The sequence below is a fragment of the Flavobacterium sp. IB48 genome, from assembly GCF_016405855.1.
In the GTDB taxonomy this organism is placed as follows: domain Bacteria; phylum Bacteroidota; class Bacteroidia; order Flavobacteriales; family Flavobacteriaceae; genus Flavobacterium; species Flavobacterium ginsengisoli.
The window spans coordinates 763,178-786,819 of sequence record NZ_JAEFCA010000001.1; the positions used below are offsets into that span (position 1 = coordinate 763,178).

General features: G+C 33.7%; 23 protein-coding genes. 21 read left to right on the forward strand and 2 right to left on the reverse strand.

Annotated elements, in window-relative coordinates:
- Positions 1–102: 102 nt before the first annotated feature.
- The 5 genes from JC605_RS03355 to JC605_RS03375 all read left to right on the forward strand — a co-directional run bounded on the left by JC605_RS03355 (position 103) and on the right by JC605_RS03375 (position 6,035).
- Complete coding sequence (locus tag JC605_RS03355; RefSeq protein ID WP_198854871.1) at positions 103–2,595, forward strand: TonB-dependent receptor; 2,493 nt, start codon at positions 103–105, stop codon at positions 2,593–2,595.
- A 61-nt stretch (positions 2,596–2,656) separates the two neighbouring features.
- On the forward strand, positions 2,657–2,989 hold the full coding sequence (locus JC605_RS03360; protein WP_198854872.1) for a hypothetical protein: 333 nt from the start codon (positions 2,657–2,659) through the stop codon (positions 2,987–2,989).
- Between the two features lie 13 nt (positions 2,990–3,002).
- Positions 3,003–3,302 (forward strand): hypothetical protein, encoded by a 300-nt coding sequence (locus JC605_RS03365; RefSeq protein ID WP_198854873.1) that lies wholly within the window; start codon positions 3,003–3,005, stop codon positions 3,300–3,302.
- 5 nt (positions 3,303–3,307) lie between these two features.
- Complete coding sequence (locus JC605_RS03370; protein WP_198854874.1) at positions 3,308–4,858, forward strand: PepSY domain-containing protein; 1,551 nt, start codon at positions 3,308–3,310, stop codon at positions 4,856–4,858.
- A 64-nt stretch (positions 4,859–4,922) separates the two neighbouring features.
- On the forward strand, positions 4,923–6,035 hold the full coding sequence (locus JC605_RS03375; protein ID WP_198854875.1) for a PepSY domain-containing protein: 1,113 nt from the start codon (positions 4,923–4,925) through the stop codon (positions 6,033–6,035).
- A gap of 53 nt (positions 6,036–6,088) precedes the next feature.
- Here JC605_RS03375 and JC605_RS03380 read toward each other — a convergent pair whose 3' ends face one another.
- On the reverse strand, positions 6,089–6,436 hold the full coding sequence (locus tag JC605_RS03380; RefSeq protein WP_198854876.1) for a toxin-antitoxin system YwqK family antitoxin: 348 nt from the start codon (positions 6,434–6,436) through the stop codon (positions 6,089–6,091).
- A 211-nt stretch (positions 6,437–6,647) separates the two neighbouring features.
- Positions 6,648–7,640 carry a TlpA disulfide reductase family protein gene (locus JC605_RS03385; protein ID WP_198854877.1) on the reverse strand — a complete coding sequence of 331 codons (993 nt, stop codon included), beginning with the start codon at positions 7,638–7,640 and terminating at the stop codon, positions 6,648–6,650.
- Between the two features lie 156 nt (positions 7,641–7,796).
- Between JC605_RS03385 and aspS the strand changes: the two genes are divergently transcribed.
- The 16 genes from aspS (at position 7,797) to JC605_RS03465 (ending at position 23,573) form a co-directional block, all read left to right on the forward strand.
- Complete coding sequence (aspS, locus tag JC605_RS03390) at positions 7,797–9,548, forward strand: aspartate--tRNA ligase (RefSeq protein ID WP_198854878.1); 1,752 nt, start codon at positions 7,797–7,799, stop codon at positions 9,546–9,548.
- A 308-nt stretch (positions 9,549–9,856) separates the two neighbouring features.
- Positions 9,857–10,051, forward strand: a complete 195-nt coding sequence (locus JC605_RS03395; RefSeq protein WP_007137066.1) for a cold-shock protein — start codon at positions 9,857–9,859, stop codon at positions 10,049–10,051.
- Between the two features lie 243 nt (positions 10,052–10,294).
- Positions 10,295–10,660, forward strand: coding sequence for an NADH-quinone oxidoreductase subunit A (locus JC605_RS03400; protein ID WP_095929654.1), 366 nt, complete (start codon positions 10,295–10,297; stop codon positions 10,658–10,660).
- Between the two features lie 150 nt (positions 10,661–10,810).
- Positions 10,811–11,359, forward strand: a complete 549-nt coding sequence (locus tag JC605_RS03405; protein WP_198854879.1) for an NADH-quinone oxidoreductase subunit B — start codon at positions 10,811–10,813, stop codon at positions 11,357–11,359.
- 1 nt (position 11,360) lies between these two features.
- Positions 11,361–11,882, forward strand: coding sequence for an NADH-quinone oxidoreductase subunit C (locus JC605_RS03410; protein WP_198854880.1), 522 nt, complete (start codon positions 11,361–11,363; stop codon positions 11,880–11,882).
- Between the two features lie 21 nt (positions 11,883–11,903).
- Entirely contained in the window at positions 11,904–13,142 is a 1,239-nt protein-coding gene (locus tag JC605_RS03415; RefSeq protein WP_111368854.1) for an NADH-quinone oxidoreductase subunit D, read from the forward strand.
- Between the two features lie 56 nt (positions 13,143–13,198).
- Positions 13,199–13,729: an NAD(P)H-dependent oxidoreductase subunit E gene (locus JC605_RS03420; RefSeq protein ID WP_012023324.1), complete on the forward strand. Its 531-nt coding sequence runs from the start codon at positions 13,199–13,201 to the stop codon at positions 13,727–13,729.
- Between the two features lies 1 nt (position 13,730).
- A complete protein-coding gene (gene nuoF, locus JC605_RS03425) occupies positions 13,731–15,101 on the forward strand; it encodes an NADH-quinone oxidoreductase subunit NuoF (protein WP_179003261.1) in 1,371 nt (456 codons plus the stop codon).
- A gap of 92 nt (positions 15,102–15,193) precedes the next feature.
- Positions 15,194–16,222: a 2Fe-2S iron-sulfur cluster-binding protein gene (locus tag JC605_RS03430; protein ID WP_091490522.1), complete on the forward strand. Its 1,029-nt coding sequence runs from the start codon at positions 15,194–15,196 to the stop codon at positions 16,220–16,222.
- A 6-nt stretch (positions 16,223–16,228) separates the two neighbouring features.
- Entirely contained in the window at positions 16,229–17,281 is a 1,053-nt protein-coding gene (nuoH, locus tag JC605_RS03435) for an NADH-quinone oxidoreductase subunit NuoH (RefSeq protein WP_198854881.1), read from the forward strand.
- A gap of 88 nt (positions 17,282–17,369) precedes the next feature.
- Positions 17,370–17,915 carry an NADH-quinone oxidoreductase subunit I gene (locus tag JC605_RS03440; RefSeq protein ID WP_109191389.1) on the forward strand — a complete coding sequence of 182 codons (546 nt, stop codon included), beginning with the start codon at positions 17,370–17,372 and terminating at the stop codon, positions 17,913–17,915.
- A complete protein-coding gene (locus JC605_RS03445; RefSeq protein WP_008466105.1) occupies positions 17,916–18,455 on the forward strand; it encodes an NADH-quinone oxidoreductase subunit J in 540 nt (179 codons plus the stop codon).
- A complete protein-coding gene (nuoK, locus tag JC605_RS03450; protein ID WP_008466103.1) occupies positions 18,455–18,775 on the forward strand; it encodes an NADH-quinone oxidoreductase subunit NuoK in 321 nt (106 codons plus the stop codon). The genes JC605_RS03445 and nuoK overlap by 1 nt, the downstream gene beginning before the upstream one ends.
- Positions 18,776–18,781: 6 nt before the next feature.
- On the forward strand, positions 18,782–20,665 hold the full coding sequence (gene nuoL / locus JC605_RS03455; protein ID WP_198854882.1) for an NADH-quinone oxidoreductase subunit L: 1,884 nt from the start codon (positions 18,782–18,784) through the stop codon (positions 20,663–20,665).
- 10 nt (positions 20,666–20,675) lie between these two features.
- Entirely contained in the window at positions 20,676–22,115 is a 1,440-nt protein-coding gene (locus JC605_RS03460; protein WP_198854883.1) for a NuoM family protein, read from the forward strand.
- Between the two features lie 66 nt (positions 22,116–22,181).
- Positions 22,182–23,573: an NADH-quinone oxidoreductase subunit N gene (locus tag JC605_RS03465; RefSeq protein WP_198854884.1), complete on the forward strand. Its 1,392-nt coding sequence runs from the start codon at positions 22,182–22,184 to the stop codon at positions 23,571–23,573.
- Positions 23,574–23,642: the final 69 nt, after the last annotated feature.

Sequence of the window (23,642 nt, forward strand, 5' to 3'; positions counted from 1 at the left end):
TTTACCCTTTAAAAAATATTTAATTTAGAATAAATAAGAATAACTTGTTTAGTTGCTATCCAACAATTAAATTTGCACTATCAAAATTAATTCTAAATAAAAATGAAATTAAAATTTACAGTTTCTTTTTTGAGTTTTTGTTTTGCTTTAATGACCAGCGTATCAGCTTTGGCTCAAGAAAAAGCAACTATTAAAGGCCAAATTAGCTTAACAAATAATCAAGCAGCAGACAACGTATCTGTAATATTGAAAGGAACAAAAATAGGAACTAGCACAGACGCGAACGGTTTCTATGAAATTAAAAATATTAAACCAGGCAACTATGTAATCAAAGTTTCTGGAATTGGTTATTCTTCTAAAGAAAAAAGCGTTAACCTTAATGGTGGCGACTCAATTATTGAGGATTTTAGAATTAGTGAAAACTCTCAAGAATTAAATGAAGTTGTTTTAAGCTCAAACAGAAAAAACCCGTTAGCGCGTAAAGAAACAACACAAGTATCAAGATTACCTCTTAAAAATCTTGAAAACCCTCAAGTTTATACTACAATTACTGGTGAACTTTTAAAAGAGCAAGTTGTTACAAATATAGATGACGCTCTTAAAAATGCACCAGGATTATCTCCGCTTTGGGCTTCTACTGGACGTGGTGGCGACGGTGCAGGATATTTCTCTCTAAGAGGATTTGCTGTGCAGCCAACAATGACAAATGGTTTACCTGCTTTGAATAACGGAAGTATCGATCCTGCAAATATTGACAAAATTGAAGTTATTAAAGGGCCTTCTGGAACTTTATTCGGAAGTAGTTTAATTTCTTATGGAGGTTTAATCAACTTGACTACTAAAAAACCTTATGATCACTTTGGAGGAGAAGTAAGCTATACAGCAGGAAGTTACGGATTAAACCGTGTAACTGCAGACATTAATACTCCTGTAGATGATGAACACAAAATTAATTTTAGAGTTAATACTGCATATCATACAGAAAACAGCTTTCAAGATGCTGGATTTAGAAAATCATTTTTCTTTGCTCCATCTTTATCTTACCAAGCGAGCGACAGACTTTCGTTTTTTATTAATACTGAATTCATGAACAACAAACAGACGAATCCTACTATGCTATTTTTAGATAGAGGAGCACCTCTGAGAGTTCATAATATGGATGAATTAGGTTATAATAACAAACGTTCTTATACAAGTAACGAACTTGCAATTGAAACTCCTTCTTACTCTCTTCAAGGACAAATGAATTACAAAATCTCTGATCAATGGACTTCTCAAACGGTTCTATCAAGAGGATCATCTAAATCTGAAGGATATTACACTTATCTTTATGAAGGCACACAATATTTTCCTGCAGAAGTAAATCAAGGAATTGTTTTAGGACGTTCAATGAATTACCAAGATACAACAACTTTAACAACAGATATTCAACAAAACTTTATTGGTGATTTTAAACTTGGAAACTTAAGAAACAGAATTGTTGTTGGTTTTGATTACTTTAATAGAGGGCAAGTTGATAATGGTTCTGGATATGTATCAAATGGAAGAGTTTATATCGGAAACTTAGATGTAGCAACTGTAAACCAATACGTATTTGGCATAACAGATCCTGCAAAATATATTACAAATGGTGACAGTGGTATCCTAACAAAAGCTGGTTCTGATAAACTTTTAGCAGAAGCTGGCGCAAACAATAACAAAACAAAACAAGAGGTTATTAGTGCTTATGCATCAGATGTAATCAATATTACTCCTGCATTATCTGCAATGGCAAGTTTACGTGTAGATCGTTTTATGACTGCTGGTGATGTTACTACAAATGCTGATGATTTTAATCAGACTTCTTTTTCACCAAAATTTGGTTTAGTTTATCAGCCAATTATTGACAAAGTTTCGATTTTTGCCAACTATATGGATGGTTTTACTAATACAGCTCCAACAACTGATACTGGTTTAAATGGTGCAGTTATTCCAAGAACTTTCAAACCAGAACACGCTAATCAATTTGAAATCGGAACTAAATTAAATGTTCTTAAAGATAAAGTTTACGCAACATTTAGCTATTATGATATCAAAGTAACAGATCAGGTTTATACTGTTTATGGTTCTACAGGTGGAGTACCAACTCAAACTTCTTTCCAAGATGGAGAACAAAGAAACAAAGGTTTTGAAGCAGAAATCGTTGCAAATCCAGTTGCTGGTTTAAACATTGTTGCTGGTTACAGTTATGTAGACGCTGTATTAAATGCTGGAGATCCTTCGTTCGTAGGAAACAGACCTGAGAGTTCAGGACCAAGAAACACAGCAAACTTTTGGGCAAGCTACAAATTCCCTCAAGGAGATTTACAAGGATTTGGTTTAGGTTTTGGTGGAAACTATGCTGACAAAAACCTAATTATGAACAGAAATGTTGTAGGTCAGTTTACAATTCCTTCTTACACTGTTTTAAATTCTTCTATTTTCTACGGAACAGAGAAATTTACATTGACATTAAAATTAGACAATATTGCTAATGTTGATACTTATGATGGTTGGTCAACAATTCACCCAAAAAATATGAGAAGCGTATCTGCGAACTTCGCATACAGATTCTAATAAAAAATAATGAAAACACCTTTCTCTTATAGGAAAGGTGTTTTTTTAAATTTTAAAGATTATGATTACAACTGCCAGTCTTATCGTTTTTTTAGCTTTTTACACGTTGTATTACACTTCAAAAAGAGCTGTTTTGTCTTATGATTTAGGTTTTGAAAAATGGATGCAGAAAAATCCGAAGCCAACTAAAATCATCGGCTTAATGCTTTTGCTTTTCGCTTATTCAATGTGGCTTTTTACGCAATCACTAGGCTGTGGCACTTTGATGTTTTTTATTCAGCTCATGACTGTAGGAAGTTTAATCATTATCCTTACACCACTAAAAAAAATAAACAGTAAGTTACTTTTGGCGCTACTGGTTTTTATTGCACTAACAGAATTCTATTACCAGTAATCATTATCAAATTATGCCAGCAAATTCAAAATATCTAAATCCCTCTTTTTGGCCACGTTTTTCCAAAATTACTGCTGCAATTTTGGGAGGATACTTTGTTTCTGTCACTTTTCATTTGGCTCTTGCTTCTTGGTTTAACCGTGCCAATGTTTTAATGACAATGGCTTTTACTGGTTTTATTTTATGGGTTGCCTTAATGATCATTGCTTTTTTAGCCAAAAGCGGTTGGAAAATATGGGGAATTTACATCTTGCTTTCTTTACTTTTTTGTCTTTTTATTTATTTGGGTCAAACCTATAATACGGCACAATAATATATATGAATAACCGTCATTACAATATCTATTTTCATACACATACTGTCAGCGGAATCGTGATCAGTGTAGTTCTTTTTGTAATTTTCTTCGCTGGATCTTTTTCTTTTTTTAGAGATGAAATCATCAATTGGGAAAGAAGTGAATCTACAGCAATCACAAGAGAAATTCAAGTGGATTACAATGACGCCCTGCAGCATTTAGATAAAAAATATGTTTTGCACGGAAGAAATATCACTATTTCTAAACCTTCAATAGAAAATCGAGTTGCTGTTTATATGGAAGGAACCAAAGACACATTGGCTCCAAAAAAACAACAAGCAGGAGAGTTTTTCTATTTAGACAATAAAAATTACAAATCTTATACTTACGAAGAATCTTATTCTCTTGGTGAACTTTTATACCGTCTGCACTTCTTGGCGCAAATTCCATATCCTACGGGATATTATTTAGCCGGATTTACCGCTCTGTTTTTTTTATTCGCAATCGTGACAGGAGTTTTATTGCATTGGAATAAAATCGTTTCTAACTTTTATATCTTCCGTCCAAAAGAAAAATTAAAGACACTTTGGACAGATGCACATACAGCATTAGGAATGATTGGACTTCCGTTTCAATTTGTATATGCCGTTACAGGTGCTTTTTTCATGATTAAACTTTTAATAGTAGCGCCAGCTGTAGCTGCCTTATACAATGGTGATCAGGATAAATTATATAAAGAATTAGAATACACAGATGCCGATTATAAATTTGAAAATAAAAAGTTAGCCAATCCATTTAATATTGGTGAGCTAGTTGCCAAAACCAAAAAGAACTGGAAAGATTTTGAAATTACTCGTGTTTTTATCCAGAATTATGGAGATGCCAATATGCACGTTTTGGTCGAAGGAGAACTTTTAAGCAATAAGAAATTTACAGGAATTGGGAAAGTAGTTTATAGAATTGTCGATGGAAAAGAAATTGCCAAAAAAGATCCAATTGCCCAAACTAATTACCTAGATGTTGTAAAAAATGTTTTGTACCGAATTCATTTTGGCGATTATGGCGGATATGCTTTAAAAATCGTAAGTTTCCTTTTAGGAATTATAACCTGTTTTGTTATTATTTCTGGAGTCATGATTTGGCTTGTTGCAAGACAAAAAAACAATATGCCGGAAAAGAAAAGACGTTTCAACAATGCCGTTGTTCGTATTTATCTGGCAATTTGCTTAAGCATGTATCCAATTACGGCATTAGCTTTTATTGGAAGTAAGATTTTCTATCCTTTAAGCCAATCTAATTTATATGCTCTTTATTTTGGAGGTTGGCTATTGCTCGCCATTTTCTTTATCATCAAAAAGAATGATGCTTTTACGAATAAATTCTGTTTGGTTTCAGGAAGTATTTTAGGGTTCTTAATTCCAATTACAAACGGAATTGTTTCTGGAAATTGGTTTTGGACTTCATTTATAGAAAACAAATTTCAGATTTTCTTTATCGACGTTTTTTGGATTTTCTTAGCTGCAATTACATTATATACAGCTTATCATTTAAAACCCAAAAAAGCAGTTTCTTAAAAATTAGCTCAATTTATTTGTCCTCTATTGATTTTGCGTATAATTTTACGTTTTTAATCAAAATATGGGATTCAAAACCAAAATACGTTTTATACACAAATGGCTCGGATTAATTTCTGGGCTTATTGTTTTTGTAGTTTGTATAACGGGCTGTATTTTTTGTTTTCATGATGAAATAAAAGACATTACAAGAAAAGATTGGCGTTTGGTAGAACCTCAAAACAAACCTTTTCTATTACCATCTGAATTGCAGCAAAAAGCAAAAGAAATTGCTCCTGCGAATAAAGCCAGTATGGTTGCTTATTACGGAAAAAACAGATCGGCAATTGTTTATACCTATTCAGATACAGAAAATTTATATCTCTATTTCAATCCCTACACAGGTGAATATTTAAAAACAGAAAATCCAAAAACCGATTTCTTTATTATAGTAGAATACATTCATTTGTATCTGCTCCTGCCCGATTATATCGGAAAACATATTATTGGTGTTTCAACCATCATTTTTATTTTATTGCTTATTTCAGGAATTATACAATGGTGGCCAAAACGAAGAAGCGACATCAAAAGAAGTTTTACTGTAAAATGGTCCGCAAAATGGCGTCGACTAAATTATGACTGGCACAATACTTCTGGTTTTTATATTTCGTTAATTGCTTTAATTCTAGCCATAACTGGACTTACTTTTACATATGAATGGGTTGGAGACGGAATTTATAAATCTTTCAATTTCGGTGGAGACAAAGCAGCCGAGACAAAAACGCCTACAATCGATACAACCACTTTCAAATCAAATTCGGCCACAGCAATTGACAAAGCTTTTATTCAAACCTTAAAATTACAGCCAAAAGCAGAAATGTTCTTTGTAATGATTCCACAACAAAAAGGTGACATTGTGAGTACAGGCGCATATCCGCACACATTGCGTTACGACCAGCAGTGCAATTATTATTTTCATCCGTCAAGCGGAAAACTTATTCAAAGTCAGACATTCGATAAAAAGAGTTTAGGATTGCAAGTTGTTGAAATGAATTACGGAATACATACAGGACAAGTTTTAAATCTTCCAGGAAAAATTATCGCTTTTATAGTAAGTCTAATTGCCGCAGCGCTTCCCGTCAGCGGATTTGTAATTTGGTTTGGAAGAAAAAAGAAATCTAAAAAAGTAAAGCCATAAAAAAACCGCTCATTTAAAGCGGTCTTTTTATAATTGGTACTGAAATTATATGATTAATTTCTGTTTGCTAAAGCATTTTTCTGTAAATTTTTAACCGAACTTACTTTGTTGTCAACATAAGCAACTTCTTTCAAGCTGTCTTCATTAAAGTAAATCCATTTTCCAGTTTTAACTCCGTCTGCGTATTCTCCAACGGTTTTTTTGTTTCCATTTTCGTCATAAGATACCCAAACACCGTCTAATTTACCATCTTTAAAAAAGCCTTCTTGCTGCACTTTACCATTTTCATAGTAATAGGTTGCTTTTACCTTGTTCCCAGCAGCTTCTAATTCAGGCTTTCCTTCTTGTGCAACTACAATTCCAGAGAACAATATTGCAGCTAAAATTACACTCTTTTTCATATCTTTAGGTCTTTAATGTTAAGAAATCTTTATCAAATATAGTTAATTGTTTACATTAAAAAAACTTTTGCTTAACAATTTGATAACATTGATTAAAAACTTAACATTGGAAAAATCCATAAAATAAAAAAACCAGCACTCAAGCACTGGTTTTACTGGTATTTTAGAACTATTTAAATTTTACGATAACGTTGTAAATTTCGTAAATAAATTAGTTCAATAATGCTGTAAGCTGTTTATCTAGTTCTGGATCTGAAGGTCTTTCTGCATCATATTTTAGAATATTACCACTTGGATCTACCAGAATAAATCTTGGAACTCCAGTTATATTATAATTAACAATAAACTCAGATTCCCAATCCTTATCTGCTAAAAGCTGTGTACCGCCAAGACTTTTATCGGCAATAAATTTTCTCCATTTGTCACTGTCTTTCAGTTTATCAATAGAAATACTCACAAATTCAATATTTTTTCCATGATACTTTTCTTCAAGTTTTTTTAAATAAGGAATCTCAGCTCTGCAAGGCGCGCACCAAACTGCCCAAACGTCTATAAAAACGTATTTTCCTTTAAAATCAGAAAGCTTGGTTTTCCCTCCTTTATAATTTTCATAATCAAACCCTGGAGAAACTTTCCCCGTAAATTTGTTTGCTTTTGAAACTCTTTCATACTGTCGAGCGACTAATTCATGGTAACTTTCAAAACTGCGTTTTAAAGTTGTTTTAAAATCTGCCGAAAAATCACTCTTCTCTATTTTTTCTGTATCCGATTTCAATTTGTCATCAAGCAAAGCAGTAAACTCGTTCGGTTCTTTTGTAAAAGCATCTTTTGTAAAGTTTTCGTTTCTTATAGCTTGCTGTGCTAAAAAGTTGCTTTCTTCTACTCCTTTACCTTTATATACAATCGTTTTATAAAATTCCTGAGCATTCAGCGTTAAATTGATCTCAGAATTTGGTTTCAAATATAGATTAGAAGATTCCTTGCCATCATAAAACACATAAAATCCTTGAGGAGCATCAAAAGCAGAAACAAAAACTCCTTTTTTATCAATCGGAATTACTTTCTCAAAATCTCTTCCTTTAATTACTAAAGTGTCGCTATTTCTATTATCTATTTTAGCTGTGAACTTAATAGAATTTCCACTTTGAGCGGCAATATTCAAAGCATTAAAAATTACTAAACCTGCAACAAAAAGTTTTTTCATAGGTATTTCAATTAGTTTTAGATACTCAAAACTAAATAAATTAAACCTTTCCAATTTGAGAATTAACAAAATATTTAAAATTATTCTGCATCAACTTTCCACTTTACTATATTATCTTGAATTTTGTATTTACTTTTGCAGTCTAAAATTTTGATTATGTATAGAAGTCATAATTGTGGCGAATTAAACGCTTCAAATATTAATACCGTAGTTACACTTGCGGGCTGGGTTCAAAAATCACGTGATAAAGGATTTATGAATTGGGTCGATTTACGCGACCGTTACGGAATTACGCAACTTATTTTCGACGAAAGTCGTACTGATAAAACCGTTTTTGAATTGGCTAAAACTCTAGGAAGAGAATTTGTAATTCAAGTAAAAGGAACTGTAATTGAGCGTGAAGCTAAAAACAAAAACATTCCAACGGGTGAAATCGAAATTTTAGTTTCAGAATTAACGATTTTAAATACTGCACTTACTCCTCCTTTCACAATCGAAGATGAAACAGATGGTGGAGAAGATATCAGAATGAAGTACCGTTACTTGGATATTAGAAGAAATCCAGTAAAAAACAGTTTATTATTCCGTCACAAAGTGGCAATGGAAGTTCGTAAATATTTATCTGATTTAGATTTCTGCGAAGTTGAAACTCCTTATTTAATTAAATCGACTCCTGAAGGAGCAAGAGATTTCGTTGTACCAAGCCGTATGAACGAAGGTCAGTTTTATGCATTACCGCAATCTCCTCAAACTTTTAAACAGCTTTTGATGGTTGGAGGTATGGATAAATATTTCCAAATCGTGAAATGTTTCCGTGATGAAGATTTACGCGCCGACCGTCAGCCTGAGTTTACTCAAATTGACTGCGAAATGGCATTTGTAGAGCAAGAAGACATTTTGAATATTTTCGAAGGATTGACAAGACACTTGCTTAAAGAAATTAAAGGTATTGAAGTAGACAAATTCCCAAGAATTACTTACGACTACGCCATGAAAACATACGGAAACGACAAACCGGACATTCGTTTCGGAATGAAGTTTGGAGAACTAAACGAATTTGCACAACATAAAGAATTCCCTGTATTCAATGCAGCAGAATTAGTTGTCGGAATCGCTGTTCCTGGTGCTGGAAATTATACTCGTAAAGAAATCGACGGACTAATTGACTGGGTTAAACGCCCACAAGTTGGTGCATCTGGAATGGTTTATGTAAAATGTAATGAAGATGGAACATACAAATCATCTGTAGATAAATTCTACGATCAAGACGATTTAGCAAACTGGGCAAAAGCTACAGAAGCAAATCCTGGCGATATGATTTTTGTTCTTTCTGGACCTGCAAACAAAACACGTGCTCAACTTTCTGCATTGCGTATGGAATTAGCAACTCGTTTAGGATTACGTAATCCTGAAGAATTTGCTCCATTATGGGTTGTAGATTTCCCATTATTAGAACTAGACGAAGAAAGCGGTCGTTACCATGCAATGCACCATCCATTTACTTCTCCGAAACCAGAAGACATGGCTTTACTGGAAACAGAACCAGGAAAAGTTCGCGCAAATGCATACGATATGGTTTTAAACGGAAACGAAATTGGAGGTGGATCTATTCGTATTCACGATAAAGCGACACAACAATTAATGTTTAAATATTTAGGATTTACCGAAGAAGAAGCAAAAGCGCAATTCGGATTCTTAATGGACGCTTTCCAATTTGGAGCACCACCTCACGGAGGACTTGCTTTTGGTCTTGATAGACTTGTAGCAATTCTTGGAGGTCAGGAAACAATTAGAGATTTCATCGCTTTCCCTAAGAACAATTCAGGACGCGATGTTATGATCGATGCACCTGCTGCAATTGATGATGCACAATTGAAAGAACTTCGTATTAAAGTAGATATAGCTTAATTTGAAGTAATTTATTCATAAAAAAACAAAAAGCCGCTGAAATTTCAGTGGCTTTTTTAATTTAATCAAATATTAAGAAAAATCTTAAATCATTATTTTTTTGAATTATCATATTCTTACAAACGTAATGTTTTCTTATTCTTACAATTAATGATTCGCAAATTATGGTATTTTATAAACAAATTGACGCAATAAACCACGTAAAAACACTGTAAATCAATAATTTTTACAAAAAATTAACACGTAGATGTCTTTTGTATGATATTATATACTACATTTGTTTATTATAAATTATTATTACATTACAAATGCGTACAGGTACAGTAAAATTTTTCAATGAATCTAAAGGTTATGGATTCATTACAGACGAAGAAACAGGAAAAGACATCTTCGTTCACGCTTCAGGAATTAACGCGGAAGAATTACGCGAAGGTGACCGTGTAAGCTATGAAGAAGAAGAAGGAAGAAAAGGGAAAGTTGCTGCTAAAGTAGCAGTAATCTAAGAAAAATATAGCAATTTATTTTTTTTGCCTCTGAATGGTCTCAGAAGACGTCCCGAAGTATCGGGACGTTTTTTTTTACCCATTTCTTAAAAAAATATTAAAATAACGCAATGTTATTTATAATGAATAAAAATTAGACATAAACGCGGTTTACTACCCTACTTAAATCCTTTTTTAGCTTGTGTTTTACAGAGTTCCAAGTTATCTTTGTGGCTCATTTTTTAAGTATAAAACACGAAGTTTATGCAATCTGATCAATACAGTTACATTCCTATTTTAATGCAGTTTATTCTAGCTGTTGGTTTTGTGGTAGGAACAATCATTATTTCTGGAAAATTAGGACCAAGAAGAACCTCTGAAGTTAAAGATAAAAACTTCGAATGCGGTATCGAATCTGTTGGTAACGCCCGTATTCCATTCTCTGTAAAATACTTCTTAGTTGCCATTTTGTTCGTATTATTCGACGTAGAGGTTATTTTCCTTTATCCTTGGGCGGTAAACTTCAAAGACTTAGGAATTGAAGGAATGTTAAAAATGTTAGTTTTCATGTCTTTGCTTTTAGTTGGTTTCTTCTATATCATCAAAAAGAAAGCATTAGAGTGGGAATAATGATTTTAGATTTTAGATCTGAAATTTTAGATTTATCTACTATTGAGATTTAAAATTTGAATTCGAATTTAAAATACTGATTTAAAAAATTGATTTTACCTTTTACGATTTCAAAAAATCTAAAATCTAAAATCAGAAATCTAAAATAAAATGAGCGATTCAAAAGTAAATATGGTTGCGCCGCCAGAAGGAATTACTGGTGAAGGTTTCTTCGCCACAAAACTTAGTGATGTTGTTGGTTTAGCAAGAGCTAACTCATTATGGCCGCTTCCTTTCGCGACTTCATGCTGTGGTATCGAATTCATGGCAACAATGGCATCTCACTATGACTTAGCTCGATTTGGTTCTGAGCGTGTGAGTTTCTCGCCAAGACAAGCCGATATGTTATTAGTAATGGGAACTATTTCTAAAAAAATGGCTCCTATTTTGAGACAAGTATACGAGCAAATGTCAGAACCTCGCTGGGTAATTGCTGTTGGAGCATGCGCTTCTTCAGGAGGAGTTTTTGATACTTACTCTGTTCTTCAAGGAATTGACAAAGTAATTCCGGTTGACGTTTATGTACCAGGATGCCCGCCAAGACCAGAACAAATTGTTGATGGAGTTATGAGACTTCAGGACTTGGTTAAAAGCGAATCTGTGAGACGAAGAAGCTCACCAGAATACCAAGAATTATTAGCTTCATATAATATCTCATAAGATGGCCTTAGAAAATACCCAAATTCAAGACAAACTTGTAGAAACATTTAGTAACGATGTTTTTAACTTTCAACAAGAAAGAGATATTTTTTCTTTAGAAGCTTCAGCTGATAAAATTACACCGTTGATTCTTTTCCTTAAAAACGATCCAGAATTACGTTTTCATTTCTTAACAGATTTGTGCGGCATTCATTATCCAGATAACGAAACAGAACGCCAGTTTGCCGTTGTTTATCATTTACACAACTGGTACGAAAACAAAAGATTAAAAATCAAAGTTTTCTTAAACGGCGAAAAACCAGAAATTAAAACAGTTTCAAATATTTTCTTGTCTTCTAACTGGATGGAAAGAGAAACTTTCGATTTCTACGGGATTGACTTTATTGGACATCCTCAGTTGAAACGTATTTTAAATATGGACGAAATGCAGTCTCATCCAATGAGAAAAGAATTCCCAATGGAAGACAGCGGAAGAACAGATAAGGATGACCGATTCTTCGGAAGAACAACATCAAATTGCTAAAAAATAATTCAACATTATAAAATGTCAGAACTATTATTACCACCAGAGCATCGTTATGCTAAAATAATTAAGGAGAGACTAAACGACGACGGAAGTGAACTTTCTGTACTAAATTTAGGTCCGACTCACCCTGCAACACACGGTATTTTCCAAAATATCTTATTGATGGATGGTGAAAAAATTCTTGAGGCTGAGCCAACTATTGGTTACATCCATAGAGCATTCGAAAAAATTGCCGAAAATCGTCCTTTTTATCAAATTACACCTCTTACAGACCGTATGAATTATTGTTCCTCTCCTATTAATAATATGGGATGGTGGATGACAGTAGAAAAACTATTAGGTATTGAAGTTCCAAAAAGAGCACAATATTTAAGAGTTATCGTTATGGAGTTGGCTCGTATTACAGATCACATTATCTGTAACGGAATTTTAGGGGTTGATACTGGTGCGTATACTGGTTTCTTATACGTTTTTCAATTTAGAGAAAAAATCTACGAAATCTACGAAGAAATTTGTGGAGCTCGTTTGACTACAAATATGGGAAGAATCGGTGGTTTTGAAAGAGACTGGTCTCCAGAAGTTTTCAAAAAACTAGATAAATTCCTTGAAGAATTCCCTCCAGTTTGGCAGGAATTCCAAAACTTATTCGAGAGAAATAGAATTTTCCTTGACAGAACTGTTAACGTAGGTGGAATTACTGCTGAAAAAGCAATGGCTTACGGATTTACAGGTCCAAACTTACGTGCTGCTGGAGTTGATTACGATGTCCGTGTAGCACAACCTTATTCATCTTACGAAGATTTCGATTTTATTGTTCCTGTTGGAAAATCAGGAGATACTTACGATCGTTTCTGTGTTCGTAATGCTGAAGTTTGGGAAAGTTTAAGCATTATTCGTCAGGCTTTAGAAAAAATGCCTCCAGGAAACGAATATCACGCTGAAGTTCCAGATTACTACCTTCCTCCAAAAGAAGATGTTTACACTTCTATGGAATCTTTAATTTATCACTTTAAGATCGTAATGGGAGAAGTTCCTGTACCAGTTGCAGAAATCTATCACCCTGTAGAAGGAGGAAATGGAGAACTTGGTTTTTATTTAGTAACAGACGGAAGTAGAACTCCATATAGATTACATTTCAGAAGACCTTGCTTTATTTATTATCAAGCATTCCCAGAAATGATTAAAGGTGCCATGCTTTCTGATGCAATTATCATTCTTTCAAGTTTGAACGTAATTGCAGGAGAATTAGACGCCTAAACAATTTAGATTAAAAAAATTGTGCCTTTGCGCCCTTGCGGCAAAACAAGAATAAAATGGAAAGAAAACATTACAAACAAGAAATAAATATGACTGAAGCATTGATCGCTCGTATCAATGAATTAATCAGTCATTATCCTGAGGGCAAACAAAAATCAGCTTTATTGCCTGTTTTGCACGAAGTTCAGGATGCACATAACAACTGGCTTAGTATTGAATTGCAAGACAAAGTTGCTGAAATTCTTCAGATCAAACCAATCGAGGTTTATGAAGTTGTAACTTTCTATACGATGTTCAACCAAAAGCCAATTGGTAAGTACATGTTTGAGTTCTGCCAAACTTCTTGTTGTTGTTTAAGAGGTGCCGAAGATTTGATGGATTATACTTCTGAAAAACTAGGCATTAAAATGGGAGAAACAACTCCAGACGGAATGTTTACCATTGCTGGTGTAGAATGTTTAGGTGCTTGCGGATATGCTCCGATGATGCAGTTGGGAGATTTCTACAAAGAAAAACTAACAGAAGAGAAAATCGATCAGATCATTGCTGATTGTAGAGATGATAAAATAATATTACACGATAAATAAGATGTCACAAAAAATATTATTAGATAAAATCAATATTCCTGGAATTAAAACCTACGAAGTTTATCGCCAAAATGGTGGTTACGCTTCTGTAGAAAAAGCTTTAAAAACCCTTACCCCAGACGAAGTTACCGAAGAAGTAAAAAAATCAGGATTACGTGGTCGTGGTGGTGCAGGTTTCCCTGCTGGAATGAAATGGAGTTTTATCGATAAAAAATCAGGAAGACCAAGACACTTAGTTTGTAACGCCGACGAATCTGAGCCAGGAACATTCAAAGATAGATTTTTGATGGAATACATTCCTCACTTATTGATCGAAGGAATGATTACTTCTAGCTATGCTTTGGGCGCTAACCTATCTTATATCTACATTCGTGGAGAATATATGTGGGTTTTCAAAATTTTAGAAAGAGCAATCGCCGAAGCAAAAGCTGCCGGATGGTTAGGAAAAAATATATTAGGTACAGGTTATGATCTTGAACTTCACGTACACTGTGGAGCTGGAGCTTATATCTGTGGAGAAGAAACAGCATTAATAGAATCATTGGAAGGTAAAAGAGGAAACCCTCGTATTAAACCACCTTTCCCAGCAGTTTCTGGTCTTTGGGCAAATCCAACTGTAGTAAACAATGTTGAAACAATTGCAACTGTGCCTTGGATTGTAAACAATTCTGGTGATGATTATGCTAAAATTGGAATTGGACGCTCTACTGGAACTAAATTAATTTCTGCTTCAGGACACATTAAAAATCCTGGTGTTTACGAAATTGAATTAGGTTTAAGTGTTGACGAATTCATGAATTCTGATGAATATTTAGGAGGAATGTCTTCAAGCCGTCCGTTAAAAGCATTTGTACCAGGAGGTTCTTCTGTGCCAATTTTACCAGCTGAATTGATTTTCAAAACAGCAAATGGCGAAGACCGTTTAATGACTTACGAATCTTTAAGTGATGGTGGTTTTGCAACCGGATCGATGTTAGGTTCTGGAGGATTTATTGTTTACAATGATACAGCTTGTGTTGTTAGAAACACTTGGAACTTTGCTCGTTTTTACCACCACGAATCTTGCGGACAATGTACTCCTTGCCGTGAAGGAACAGGATGGTTAGAAAAAATCTTATGGAGAATCGAAAACGGTCAAGGCCGTGAAGAAGATATCGAATTATTGTGGAGCATTCAAAGTAAAATTGAAGGAAACACAATTTGTCCACTTGGTGACGCCGCTTCTTGGCCAGTAGCTGCAGCGATTCGTCACTTTAGAGATGAGTTCGAATATCACGTTCGTTTCCCAGAAAAAATTAAAAATAGAGATCACTTTGTTGCCGAGCCTTTCTCACAAGTTAAGCATTTAGTAGGCGGTAAAGTAATCGTATAAAAATATATAGAGAAAGTTATAAAGTTAAAAATATTAAAAAGGACAGCAACTCTTTTAAATATTCCGACTTTCAACATTCAAATCAATAAGAGATGAAAGTAACCATAGACGGTCAAAGTATAGACGTAGAACCAGGAACAACGATCCTGCAGGCTGCACGTATGATTGGTGGAGATTTAGTTCCGCCAGCCATGTGCTATTACTCAAAATTAAAAGGCAGCGGCGGTAAATGTCGTTGTTGTTTAGTTGAAGTTTCTAAAGGTAGTGAAGCTGACCCACGACCAATGCCAAAATTAATGGCATCTTGTGTAACAGGATGTATGGATGGTATGGAAGTAAACAGTAAATCGTCTGCAAGAGTAACTGAAGCCCGTAAATCTGTAACAGAATTTTTATTAATCAATCACCCATTAGACTGTCCAATTTGTGATCAGGCTGGAGAATGTGATTTACAAAATTTAAGTTTCGAGCACGGGAATCCGAAATCACGTTACATTGAAGAAAAAAGAACATTTGAACCAGAAGATATTGGTCCAAATATTCAACTTCATATGAATCGTTGTATTTTATGCCAAAGATGTGTACAAGTTGCAGATCAATTGACAGACAACAGAGTTCATGGAGTATTAGATCGCGGTGACCACGCTAATATTTCTACTGGAATTTCTAAAGCAATTGACAATGAGTTCTCTGGAAACATGATTGACGTTTGTCCGGTTGGAGCTTTAACAGATAAAACTTTCCGCTTTAAATCAAGAGTTTGGTTTAACAAACCTTATAACGCGCACAGAGAATGTACTACTCCAGGATGTTGCGGTAAAACTACAGTTTGGATGTTTGGTGGAGAAATTCAACGTGTAACTGGTCGTAAAGACGAGTACCATGAAGTTGAAGAATTCATCTGCAACAGCTGTCGTTTTGATCACAAAGATGTAAATGACTGGGTTATTGAAGGTCCGAGAGAATTTGAAAAAGATTCTGTTATCAACCAAAATAACTACACTCAAAAATTAGAGAAAGTTACAATCGATACAGAAAAGAATATCCTTTTAGGTAGAGATATTGACCGTAAAAAGATTAGTATGGCTGCAATTCCATTAACTGATAAAGATCAAAAATAGTAAGAAATGGAAAGTGCATTTATTATAGAAAAAAGTGTTGTAATTGTTGTCGTTTTTGCGGTAACAATGATTATGGCGATGTATTCTACTTGGGCAGAACGTAAAGTTGCTGCTTTCTTGCAAGATCGTGTTGGACCAAACCGTGCTGGATGGGGAGGTTTATTACAACCGCTTGCAGATGGTATGAAATTATTCTCTAAAGAAGAGTTTTTCCCAAACACACCAAATAGATTTTTATTCGTAGTTGGACCTGCGATTGCAATGAGTACTGCTTTGATGACTAGTGCTGTAATTCCGTGGGGAGATCGTTTACACCTTTTTGGAAGAGACATTATTCTTCAAGCTACAGATGTTAATATCGCATTATTGTACATTTTTGGAGTTCTTTCTGTTGGAGTTTACGGTATCATGATCGGTGGATGGGCTTCTAACAATAAGTTCTCTTTGATGGGAGCTATTCGTGCTGCTTCTCAAATGGTTTCTTACGAGGTTGCAATGGGATTATCAATAATCGCTTTATTGATGATGACTGGAACAATGAGTTTAAAAGAAATCTCATTACAACAGCAAGGAATGAACTGGAATGTTTTCTATCAGCCATTATCATTCTTAATTTTCTTAATCTGTTCATTTGCTGAAACAAACAGAACTCCTTTCGATTTAGCAGAATGTGAAAACGAATTAATTGGAGGTTACCACACAGAATATTCATCTATGAAAATGGGATTCTATTTATTTGCTGAATATGCAAGTATGTTTATCTCTTCTACTATTATTTCTGTATTATTCTTTGGTGGATACAACTACCCAGGAATGCAATGGATGGTAGAAAATGTAGGTGTAAATGTGGCTAACTTATTAGGTATTGCGGCATTATTTGTAAAAATATGTTTTTTCATATTCTTTTACATGTGGGTACGTTGGACGATTCCAAGATTTAGATATGACCAATTAATGCACTTAGGATGGAGAATTTTAATTCCGCTTTCAATCATTAATATCATGATTACGGGTGTTGTTATTTTAAGACACGAAATCTTAGCTGCTTTAGGATTCTAAGAACCGAAGTTAGCTTCAAATAAAAAACAAAATAGATTTTAAATTTGATTCGATATCAAATTATAAATCATAAACTATAATAGTAAAAATGTCAATAGAAACTATATCATTATCGGGTAGAAAAAAGGTGGTGTCAAATAAGGACATGTCTTTTGTTGAACGATTGTATCTTGTGGCGATTGTAAAAGGTTTAATTATTACTGTAAAACACCTTTTTAGAAAGAAAGTTACCATTCATTACCCAGAGCAGGTTCGTGAAATGAGTCCAGTTTATCGTGGTCAGCATATGTTGAAACGTGATGAGCAAGGCCGTGAAAACTGTACTGCTTGCGGATTATGTGCTTTATCATGTCCAGCAGAAGCTATAACAATGAAAGCTGCTGAACGCAAGCCTGATGAAAAACATTTATATAGAGAAGAGAAATACGCTGAAATCTACGAAATCAATATGCTTCGTTGTATTTTCTGCGGTTTATGTGAAGAGGCTTGTCCAAAAGACGCTATTTACTTAACAGAATCTAAAGTATTGGTTCCTGCTAATTACAATAGAGAAGATTTCATTTTCGGGAAAGATAAATTAGTGATGCCTTTAGAAATGGCTATGAAAAACGCTCAACTTAAAAACGCTAACTAAATGATACATATTCCTGATTTTGCACACGCAACAACTATTCAAGTTATCTTTTGCTTTTTAGCGTTTATTACCGTTATTACTGCTTTCTTGACTATTTTCAGCAGAAACCCGATTCATAGTGCCATCTATTTGGTAATTTGTTTCTTCTCTATTGCTGGTCATTATTTACTATTAAATTCTCAGTTCTTAGCTGTTGTACATATAATAGTCTACTCCGGAGCTATTATGATCTTGTTCCTGTTTACCATTATGTTGATGAACCTGAACGAACAGCGAGAAGTTCACCGACCTAGAATTACACGTTTAGGTGCTATTGTTTCTTTCTGTTTAATATTGATTGTTTTAATTACAATTTTTATCAACTCGAAACCAATTGTTGGTGAATACGATTCTACTGGAGAAGATTTCCAATCGATTAAAGTTTTAGGTAAAATATTATTGAACGAATATATGGTTCCGTTCGAATTTGCTTCAATCTTACTTTTGGTTGCTATGATTGGAACAGTTCTATTGTCTAAAAAAGAAAAATTAAATAAATAATGGGTAATATATTAAATCAAATAGGTATTGAAAACTACATCTTTTTGAGTGTTGTACTTTTCTGTATTGGAATTTTTGGTGTATTGTACAGACGAAATGCTATTATCGTTTTCATGTCTATCGAAATTATGTTGAATGCGGTAAACCTTTTATTTGTTGCTTTTTCAACTTATCATCAAGATGCACAAGGACAAGTTTTTGTGTTCTTCTCGATGGCGGTTGCTGCAGCCGAAGTTGCGGTAGGATTGGCCATTTTAGTTTCTATCTTTAGAAATATCGGATCAATCAGTATCGATAATTTAAAAAATTTAAAAGGATAATCAGAAATGGATACCAATTTAGCTTTAATTTTAGTTTTAACTCCTTTACTAGGATTTCTAGTAAATGTCTTTTTTGGAAAAAGCTTAGGCAAAACAGTTTCTGGTGCAATCGGAACTATTGCTGTAGCAATTTCTTTTGTAGTTTCTCTTTTACTTTTTAATCAAATAACTTCAACTGGAAAAGGAATCGAAGTTACTTTATTTGATTGGATTCAAATTAGCAACTTAAAAATCAATCTTGGATTTTTATTAGATCAATTATCTGTTCTTTGGTTACTTTTTGTAACAGGAATCGGATCTTTGATTCACTTATACTCTATCAGTTACATGCACGATGATGAGAATATGCACAAATTCTTTGCTTATTTAAATCTATTCGTATTCTTCATGATTACACTTGTAATTGGAAGCAACTTATTAGTTCTTTTCATCGGATGGGAAGGTGTTGGACTTTGTTCTTACCTATTAATTGGATTTTGGCATAAAAACCAAGATTACAATGATGCTGCGAAAAAAGCTTTCATCATGAACAGAATTGGAGATTTAGGTTTATTAATCGGAATGTTCATCATTGGATCAATGTTTTCAACATTAGATTATGCAACTTTAAAAACTGCAATTGCTGGAGCTTCAAACTTAAATTTACCTTTACTTTCTTTAGCTGCTTTATGCTTGTTTATTGGAGCTTGCGGTAAATCTGCTCAAATTCCGTTATACACTTGGTTACCTGATGCGATGGCTGGACCAACTCCAGTTTCTGCTTTAATCCACGCGGCTACAATGGTAACTGCTGGTATCTTTATGGTAACAAGATTAAACTTTGTTTTCGACCTTGCAACAGATGTTCAATCTGTAATTGCAATTATTGGAGCAATCACTTCATTAGTTGCGGCTACAATTGGATTAGTTCAAAACGATATCAAAAAAGTATTAGCTTACTCTACAGTTTCTCAATTAGGTTTAATGTTTTTAGCATTAGGATTTGGAGCTTATGAAGTAGCGGTTTTCCACGTAATCACTCACGCTTTCTTTAAAGCTTGTTTATTCTTAGGTTCTGGATCTGTAATTCACGGATTACACGGAGAACAAGATATGCGTAAAATGGGAGGTTTGCGTAAAGCAATGCCAATCACATTCTGGACAATGTTAATTTCTTCATTAGCAATTTCTGGAGTTCCATTTTTCTCAGGATTCTTTTCTAAAGACGAAATTTTGTTGACAGCATTCCACCACAGCATTCCATTATACGTTGTTGGATCTGTTGCTTCAATTATGACAGCTTTCTATATGTTCCGTTTGATGTTCTTAACTTTCTTCAAAGAATTTAGAGGAACTGAAGAGCAAAAGCATCATTTACACGAAAGTGGTTCATTAATTACTATTCCGCTTATCATCTTAGCTATTTTAGCAACTTTTGGTGGATTAATCAGTTTACCTGGAAACAGCTGGTTAAATGGTTACCTTGCTCCTCTTTTCACAAAAGTGGCAGGAGAAGAGCATCATTTAGGCACAACAGAATACACTTTAATGGGTGTTGCAGTTTTAGGCGGATTACTAGGAATTTTAATTGCTTACGTAAAATACTTTAAACAAGATAATGTTCCAGAATCTGATGAAAACATTACTGGTTTAAGCAAAGTGTTATACAACAAATACTATGTAGACGAAGTTTACGACGCTGTATTTGTAGCACCAGTAAATAGTTTATCTAAATTCTTTAGAGATTATATCGAGACAGGATTGTCTGCTCTTGTTTTTGGATTAGGTAAAATAGCAAACGAAATTGCTTTCCAAGGAAAAAAATTACAAACCGGAAGTATAGGATTATATCTATTTGTATTTGTTTTAGGACTTTGTGCAATTGTTTCCTATATATTTTTAGCTCAATAATATTATTACTATGAACGTTTCTACTATATTAATTATACTTTTAATTGGTGCATTTGCCACTTACTTTTCTGGTGACAAACTAGCTTCGAAAGTTGCTTTATTTTTTAGTTTAGCCGCTTTAGGATGTTCAATTGTATTATTGAATAATTATAACGCAGGTGAAAATATTAGCGTAATCAACAGCTGGATTAATCAACCAAAAATTTCATTCGCTTTAAACGGTGATGGACTTGGACTTGCAATGGTTTTACTAACTGCTGCTTTAACTCCGATTATTATATTTTCGTCTTTTGGAAATGAATATAAAAATGCAAAAGGATTTTATGCTTTGATCTTATTCATGGCTTTTGCTATGACTGGAACTTTCTTAGCTTCTGATGGTCTTTTATATTACATTTTCTGGGAATTAGCTCTTATTCCAATCTACTTTATTGCTTTGATCTGGGGTAACGGAGATGCTGAAGAGCGTAGAAAAGCAGTGGTTAAATTCTTTATTTACACGCTTGCTGGTTCCTTATTCATGTTAACTGCTTTTATCTATTTATACACGAAAGCAGGTTCTTTCTTAATCGAAGATTTATACAAAGTAAACTTATCTGCTTGTGAGCAATTCTGGATTTTCTTGGCTTTCTTTTTAGCTTATGCTATCAAAATTCCAATTATTCCTTTCCATACTTGGCAAGCAAATGTATACCAAAAAGCACCAACCGTTGGAACAATGCTTTTATCTGGTATCATGCTAAAAATGGGATTGTATAGTGTACTTCGTTGGCAATTGCCAATTGCGCCAATCGCTGCAAAAGAATACATGTATATATTTATAGCTTTAGGAATTGCTGGTGTTATCTACGGATCAATCGTTGCATTAAGACAAAAAGATTTAAAGAAATTATTGGCTTATTCTTCTCTTGCTCACGTTGGATTAATTGCTGCAGGATCTTACACTTTAACTCTAGATGGTTTTAGAGGTGCAGTTATGCAAATGATCGCTCACGGTTTTGTTGTAGTTGGATTATTCTTCGCTGCTGAAGTAATTTTCAGAAGATTCGAAACTAGAGAAATTGAAGAAATGGGTGGTATTCGTACTCAGTCTCCAAAATTCACATCAATGTTTTTAATCTTAGTATTAGCTTCTGTTGCATTACCAAGTACATTTAACTTTGTTGGAGAGTTTACAGTATTATACAGTTTATCTCAAATTAATATCTGGTTTGCTATTCTTGGTGGAACTACTATTATTTTAGGAGCTTACTATATGTTAAGAATGTTCCAGCATGTAATGTTAGGAGAAACAAATGCAAAAACTTTTGCTGATGTTACACTTAACGAAGGAGTTTCATTTGTTGTAATCATTGCGGTTTTATTGTTTTTCGGATTCTATCCAAAACCAATTACAGATTTGATTACACCAAGCTTGGAAACCATTTTACAAGTTATCAATAAGAACTAATATTTTAAACAAAAAATAAATTAGGATTACACTTAAAAATTGGAATCCTAAATCAAAAAGATAAAAATGAATACATTAATAGCTATAACAGGATTGGGTATTTTTTGCCTATTGTTTGAAATTCTTAATTTAAGAAAGGCCATTGTTCCTATTACCATTATGGGTTTAATAGGTGTGTTGGCTCTTAATTACTGTGAATTTGGAACAGAACAAAGTTATTACAACAATATGATAGCAGTAAGCAAGTTTTCTACGGCTTTTTCATCATTGTTTATCGTTTTGACTATATTCCTTGTAGCATTAAGTCATAATTTTTACCACAAGCACCCAACGAAAATTTCAGATTATGTGGCAATTAAAGTTTTCTTACTAGCTGGTGCTGTAGCAATGGTTTCTTTTGGAAATTTAGCAATGTTCTTTTTAGGAATTGAAATCTTATCTATTGCTTTATATGTACTTGCTGCAAGCGATCGTTTAAATATCAAAAGCAATGAGGCTGGTATGAAATATTTCTTAATGGGTTCTTTCGCTTCAGGAATTATCTTATTCGGAATCTGTTTGATTTACGGTGCAATGGGAAGTTTTGACATTAGTGACATTCACGAAAGTGCACTTTCTGCAGAGTTACCAATATGGTTTCCAATTGGAATGATTTTAATGGTTGTTGGAATGTTATTTAAAGTAGCTGCAGTTCCTTTCCACTTCTGGGCTCCAGATGTTTACGAAGGTTCTCCTGCTTTAACTACAGCTTTAATGAGTACTTTAGCAAAAGTAGTCGCAATTGCAACTTTATTCAAGTTGGTTTCTGGTATGAACTTAATTGCTTCATTAGACAACCAAGACCTTCTACATACATTTGAAGTTATCGTAGTTATTATTTCTATTGCGTCTATGTCTGTTGGTAATATTATGGCATTAAGACAAGTAAACGTAAAACGTATGCTTGCTTTCTCTGGAATCTCTCACGCAGGTTTCATGTTAATGACATTATTAACTGTTTCAGCTTCTGCTGGAGTTTTATTATACTACACTGCTGCTTATGCATTAGCTGGTATAGCTGCTTTTAGTGTAATTTTATATGTTTGTAGAGATCATGACAATGAAGATATTACAAATTTCCACGGTTTAGGAAAAACAAATCCGCTATTGGCTGCAGTTCTTACCGCTTCATTATTATCAATGGCCGGAATTCCTATTTTCTCTGGATTCTTTGCTAAGTTATTTTTATTCAACCAAACTATTCAAGCAGGATACATTGGTTTAGTAATTGTTGCTGTAATTAACTCTATCATAAGTGTTGGATACTATTTCAAACTAATCATAGCAATATATTCTAAAGAACCAAATCAAGAAAGAACAGGAAGACCTTTCCTTATTTATGCTACAGCTGTGGTGTCAATTGTTTTAAATATTGCTTTAGGTTTATTTCCATCATTAGTTTTAGACTTATTGAAATAAAATTATTTCTTTAAAAAATACTCAAAAATCCATTAAATCAGTTTTAATGGATTTTTTTTATGCCTTAAA

Bases quoted from the DNA above. Each gene is read 5' to 3' on its own strand.
- JC605_RS03355 (WP_198854871.1), top strand. From the start codon at position 103: ATGAAATTAAAATTTACAGTTTCTTTTTTGAGTTTTTGTTTTGCTTTA.
- JC605_RS03360 (WP_198854872.1), top strand. From the start codon at position 2,657: ATGATTACAACTGCCAGTCTTATCGTTTTTTTAGCTTTTTACACGTTG.
- JC605_RS03365 (WP_198854873.1), top strand. From the start codon at position 3,003: ATGCCAGCAAATTCAAAATATCTAAATCCCTCTTTTTGGCCACGTTTT.
- JC605_RS03370 (WP_198854874.1), top strand. From the start codon at position 3,308: ATGAATAACCGTCATTACAATATCTATTTTCATACACATACTGTCAGC.
- JC605_RS03375 (WP_198854875.1), top strand. From the start codon at position 4,923: ATGGGATTCAAAACCAAAATACGTTTTATACACAAATGGCTCGGATTA.
- JC605_RS03380 (WP_198854876.1), bottom strand. From the start codon at position 6,436: ATGAAAAAGAGTGTAATTTTAGCTGCAATATTGTTCTCTGGAATTGTA.
- JC605_RS03385 (WP_198854877.1), bottom strand. From the start codon at position 7,640: ATGAAAAAACTTTTTGTTGCAGGTTTAGTAATTTTTAATGCTTTGAAT.
- aspS (WP_198854878.1), top strand. From the start codon at position 7,797: ATGTATAGAAGTCATAATTGTGGCGAATTAAACGCTTCAAATATTAAT.
- JC605_RS03395 (WP_007137066.1), top strand. From the start codon at position 9,857: ATGCGTACAGGTACAGTAAAATTTTTCAATGAATCTAAAGGTTATGGA.
- JC605_RS03400 (WP_095929654.1), top strand. From the start codon at position 10,295: ATGCAATCTGATCAATACAGTTACATTCCTATTTTAATGCAGTTTATT.
- JC605_RS03405 (WP_198854879.1), top strand. From the start codon at position 10,811: ATGAGCGATTCAAAAGTAAATATGGTTGCGCCGCCAGAAGGAATTACT.
- JC605_RS03410 (WP_198854880.1), top strand. From the start codon at position 11,361: ATGGCCTTAGAAAATACCCAAATTCAAGACAAACTTGTAGAAACATTT.
- JC605_RS03415 (WP_111368854.1), top strand. From the start codon at position 11,904: ATGTCAGAACTATTATTACCACCAGAGCATCGTTATGCTAAAATAATT.
- JC605_RS03420 (WP_012023324.1), top strand. From the start codon at position 13,199: ATGGAAAGAAAACATTACAAACAAGAAATAAATATGACTGAAGCATTG.
- nuoF (WP_179003261.1), top strand. From the start codon at position 13,731: ATGTCACAAAAAATATTATTAGATAAAATCAATATTCCTGGAATTAAA.
- JC605_RS03430 (WP_091490522.1), top strand. From the start codon at position 15,194: ATGAAAGTAACCATAGACGGTCAAAGTATAGACGTAGAACCAGGAACA.
- nuoH (WP_198854881.1), top strand. From the start codon at position 16,229: ATGGAAAGTGCATTTATTATAGAAAAAAGTGTTGTAATTGTTGTCGTT.
- JC605_RS03440 (WP_109191389.1), top strand. From the start codon at position 17,370: ATGTCAATAGAAACTATATCATTATCGGGTAGAAAAAAGGTGGTGTCA.
- JC605_RS03445 (WP_008466105.1), top strand. From the start codon at position 17,916: ATGATACATATTCCTGATTTTGCACACGCAACAACTATTCAAGTTATC.
- nuoK (WP_008466103.1), top strand. From the start codon at position 18,455: ATGGGTAATATATTAAATCAAATAGGTATTGAAAACTACATCTTTTTG.
- nuoL (WP_198854882.1), top strand. From the start codon at position 18,782: ATGGATACCAATTTAGCTTTAATTTTAGTTTTAACTCCTTTACTAGGA.
- JC605_RS03460 (WP_198854883.1), top strand. From the start codon at position 20,676: ATGAACGTTTCTACTATATTAATTATACTTTTAATTGGTGCATTTGCC.
- JC605_RS03465 (WP_198854884.1), top strand. From the start codon at position 22,182: ATGAATACATTAATAGCTATAACAGGATTGGGTATTTTTTGCCTATTG.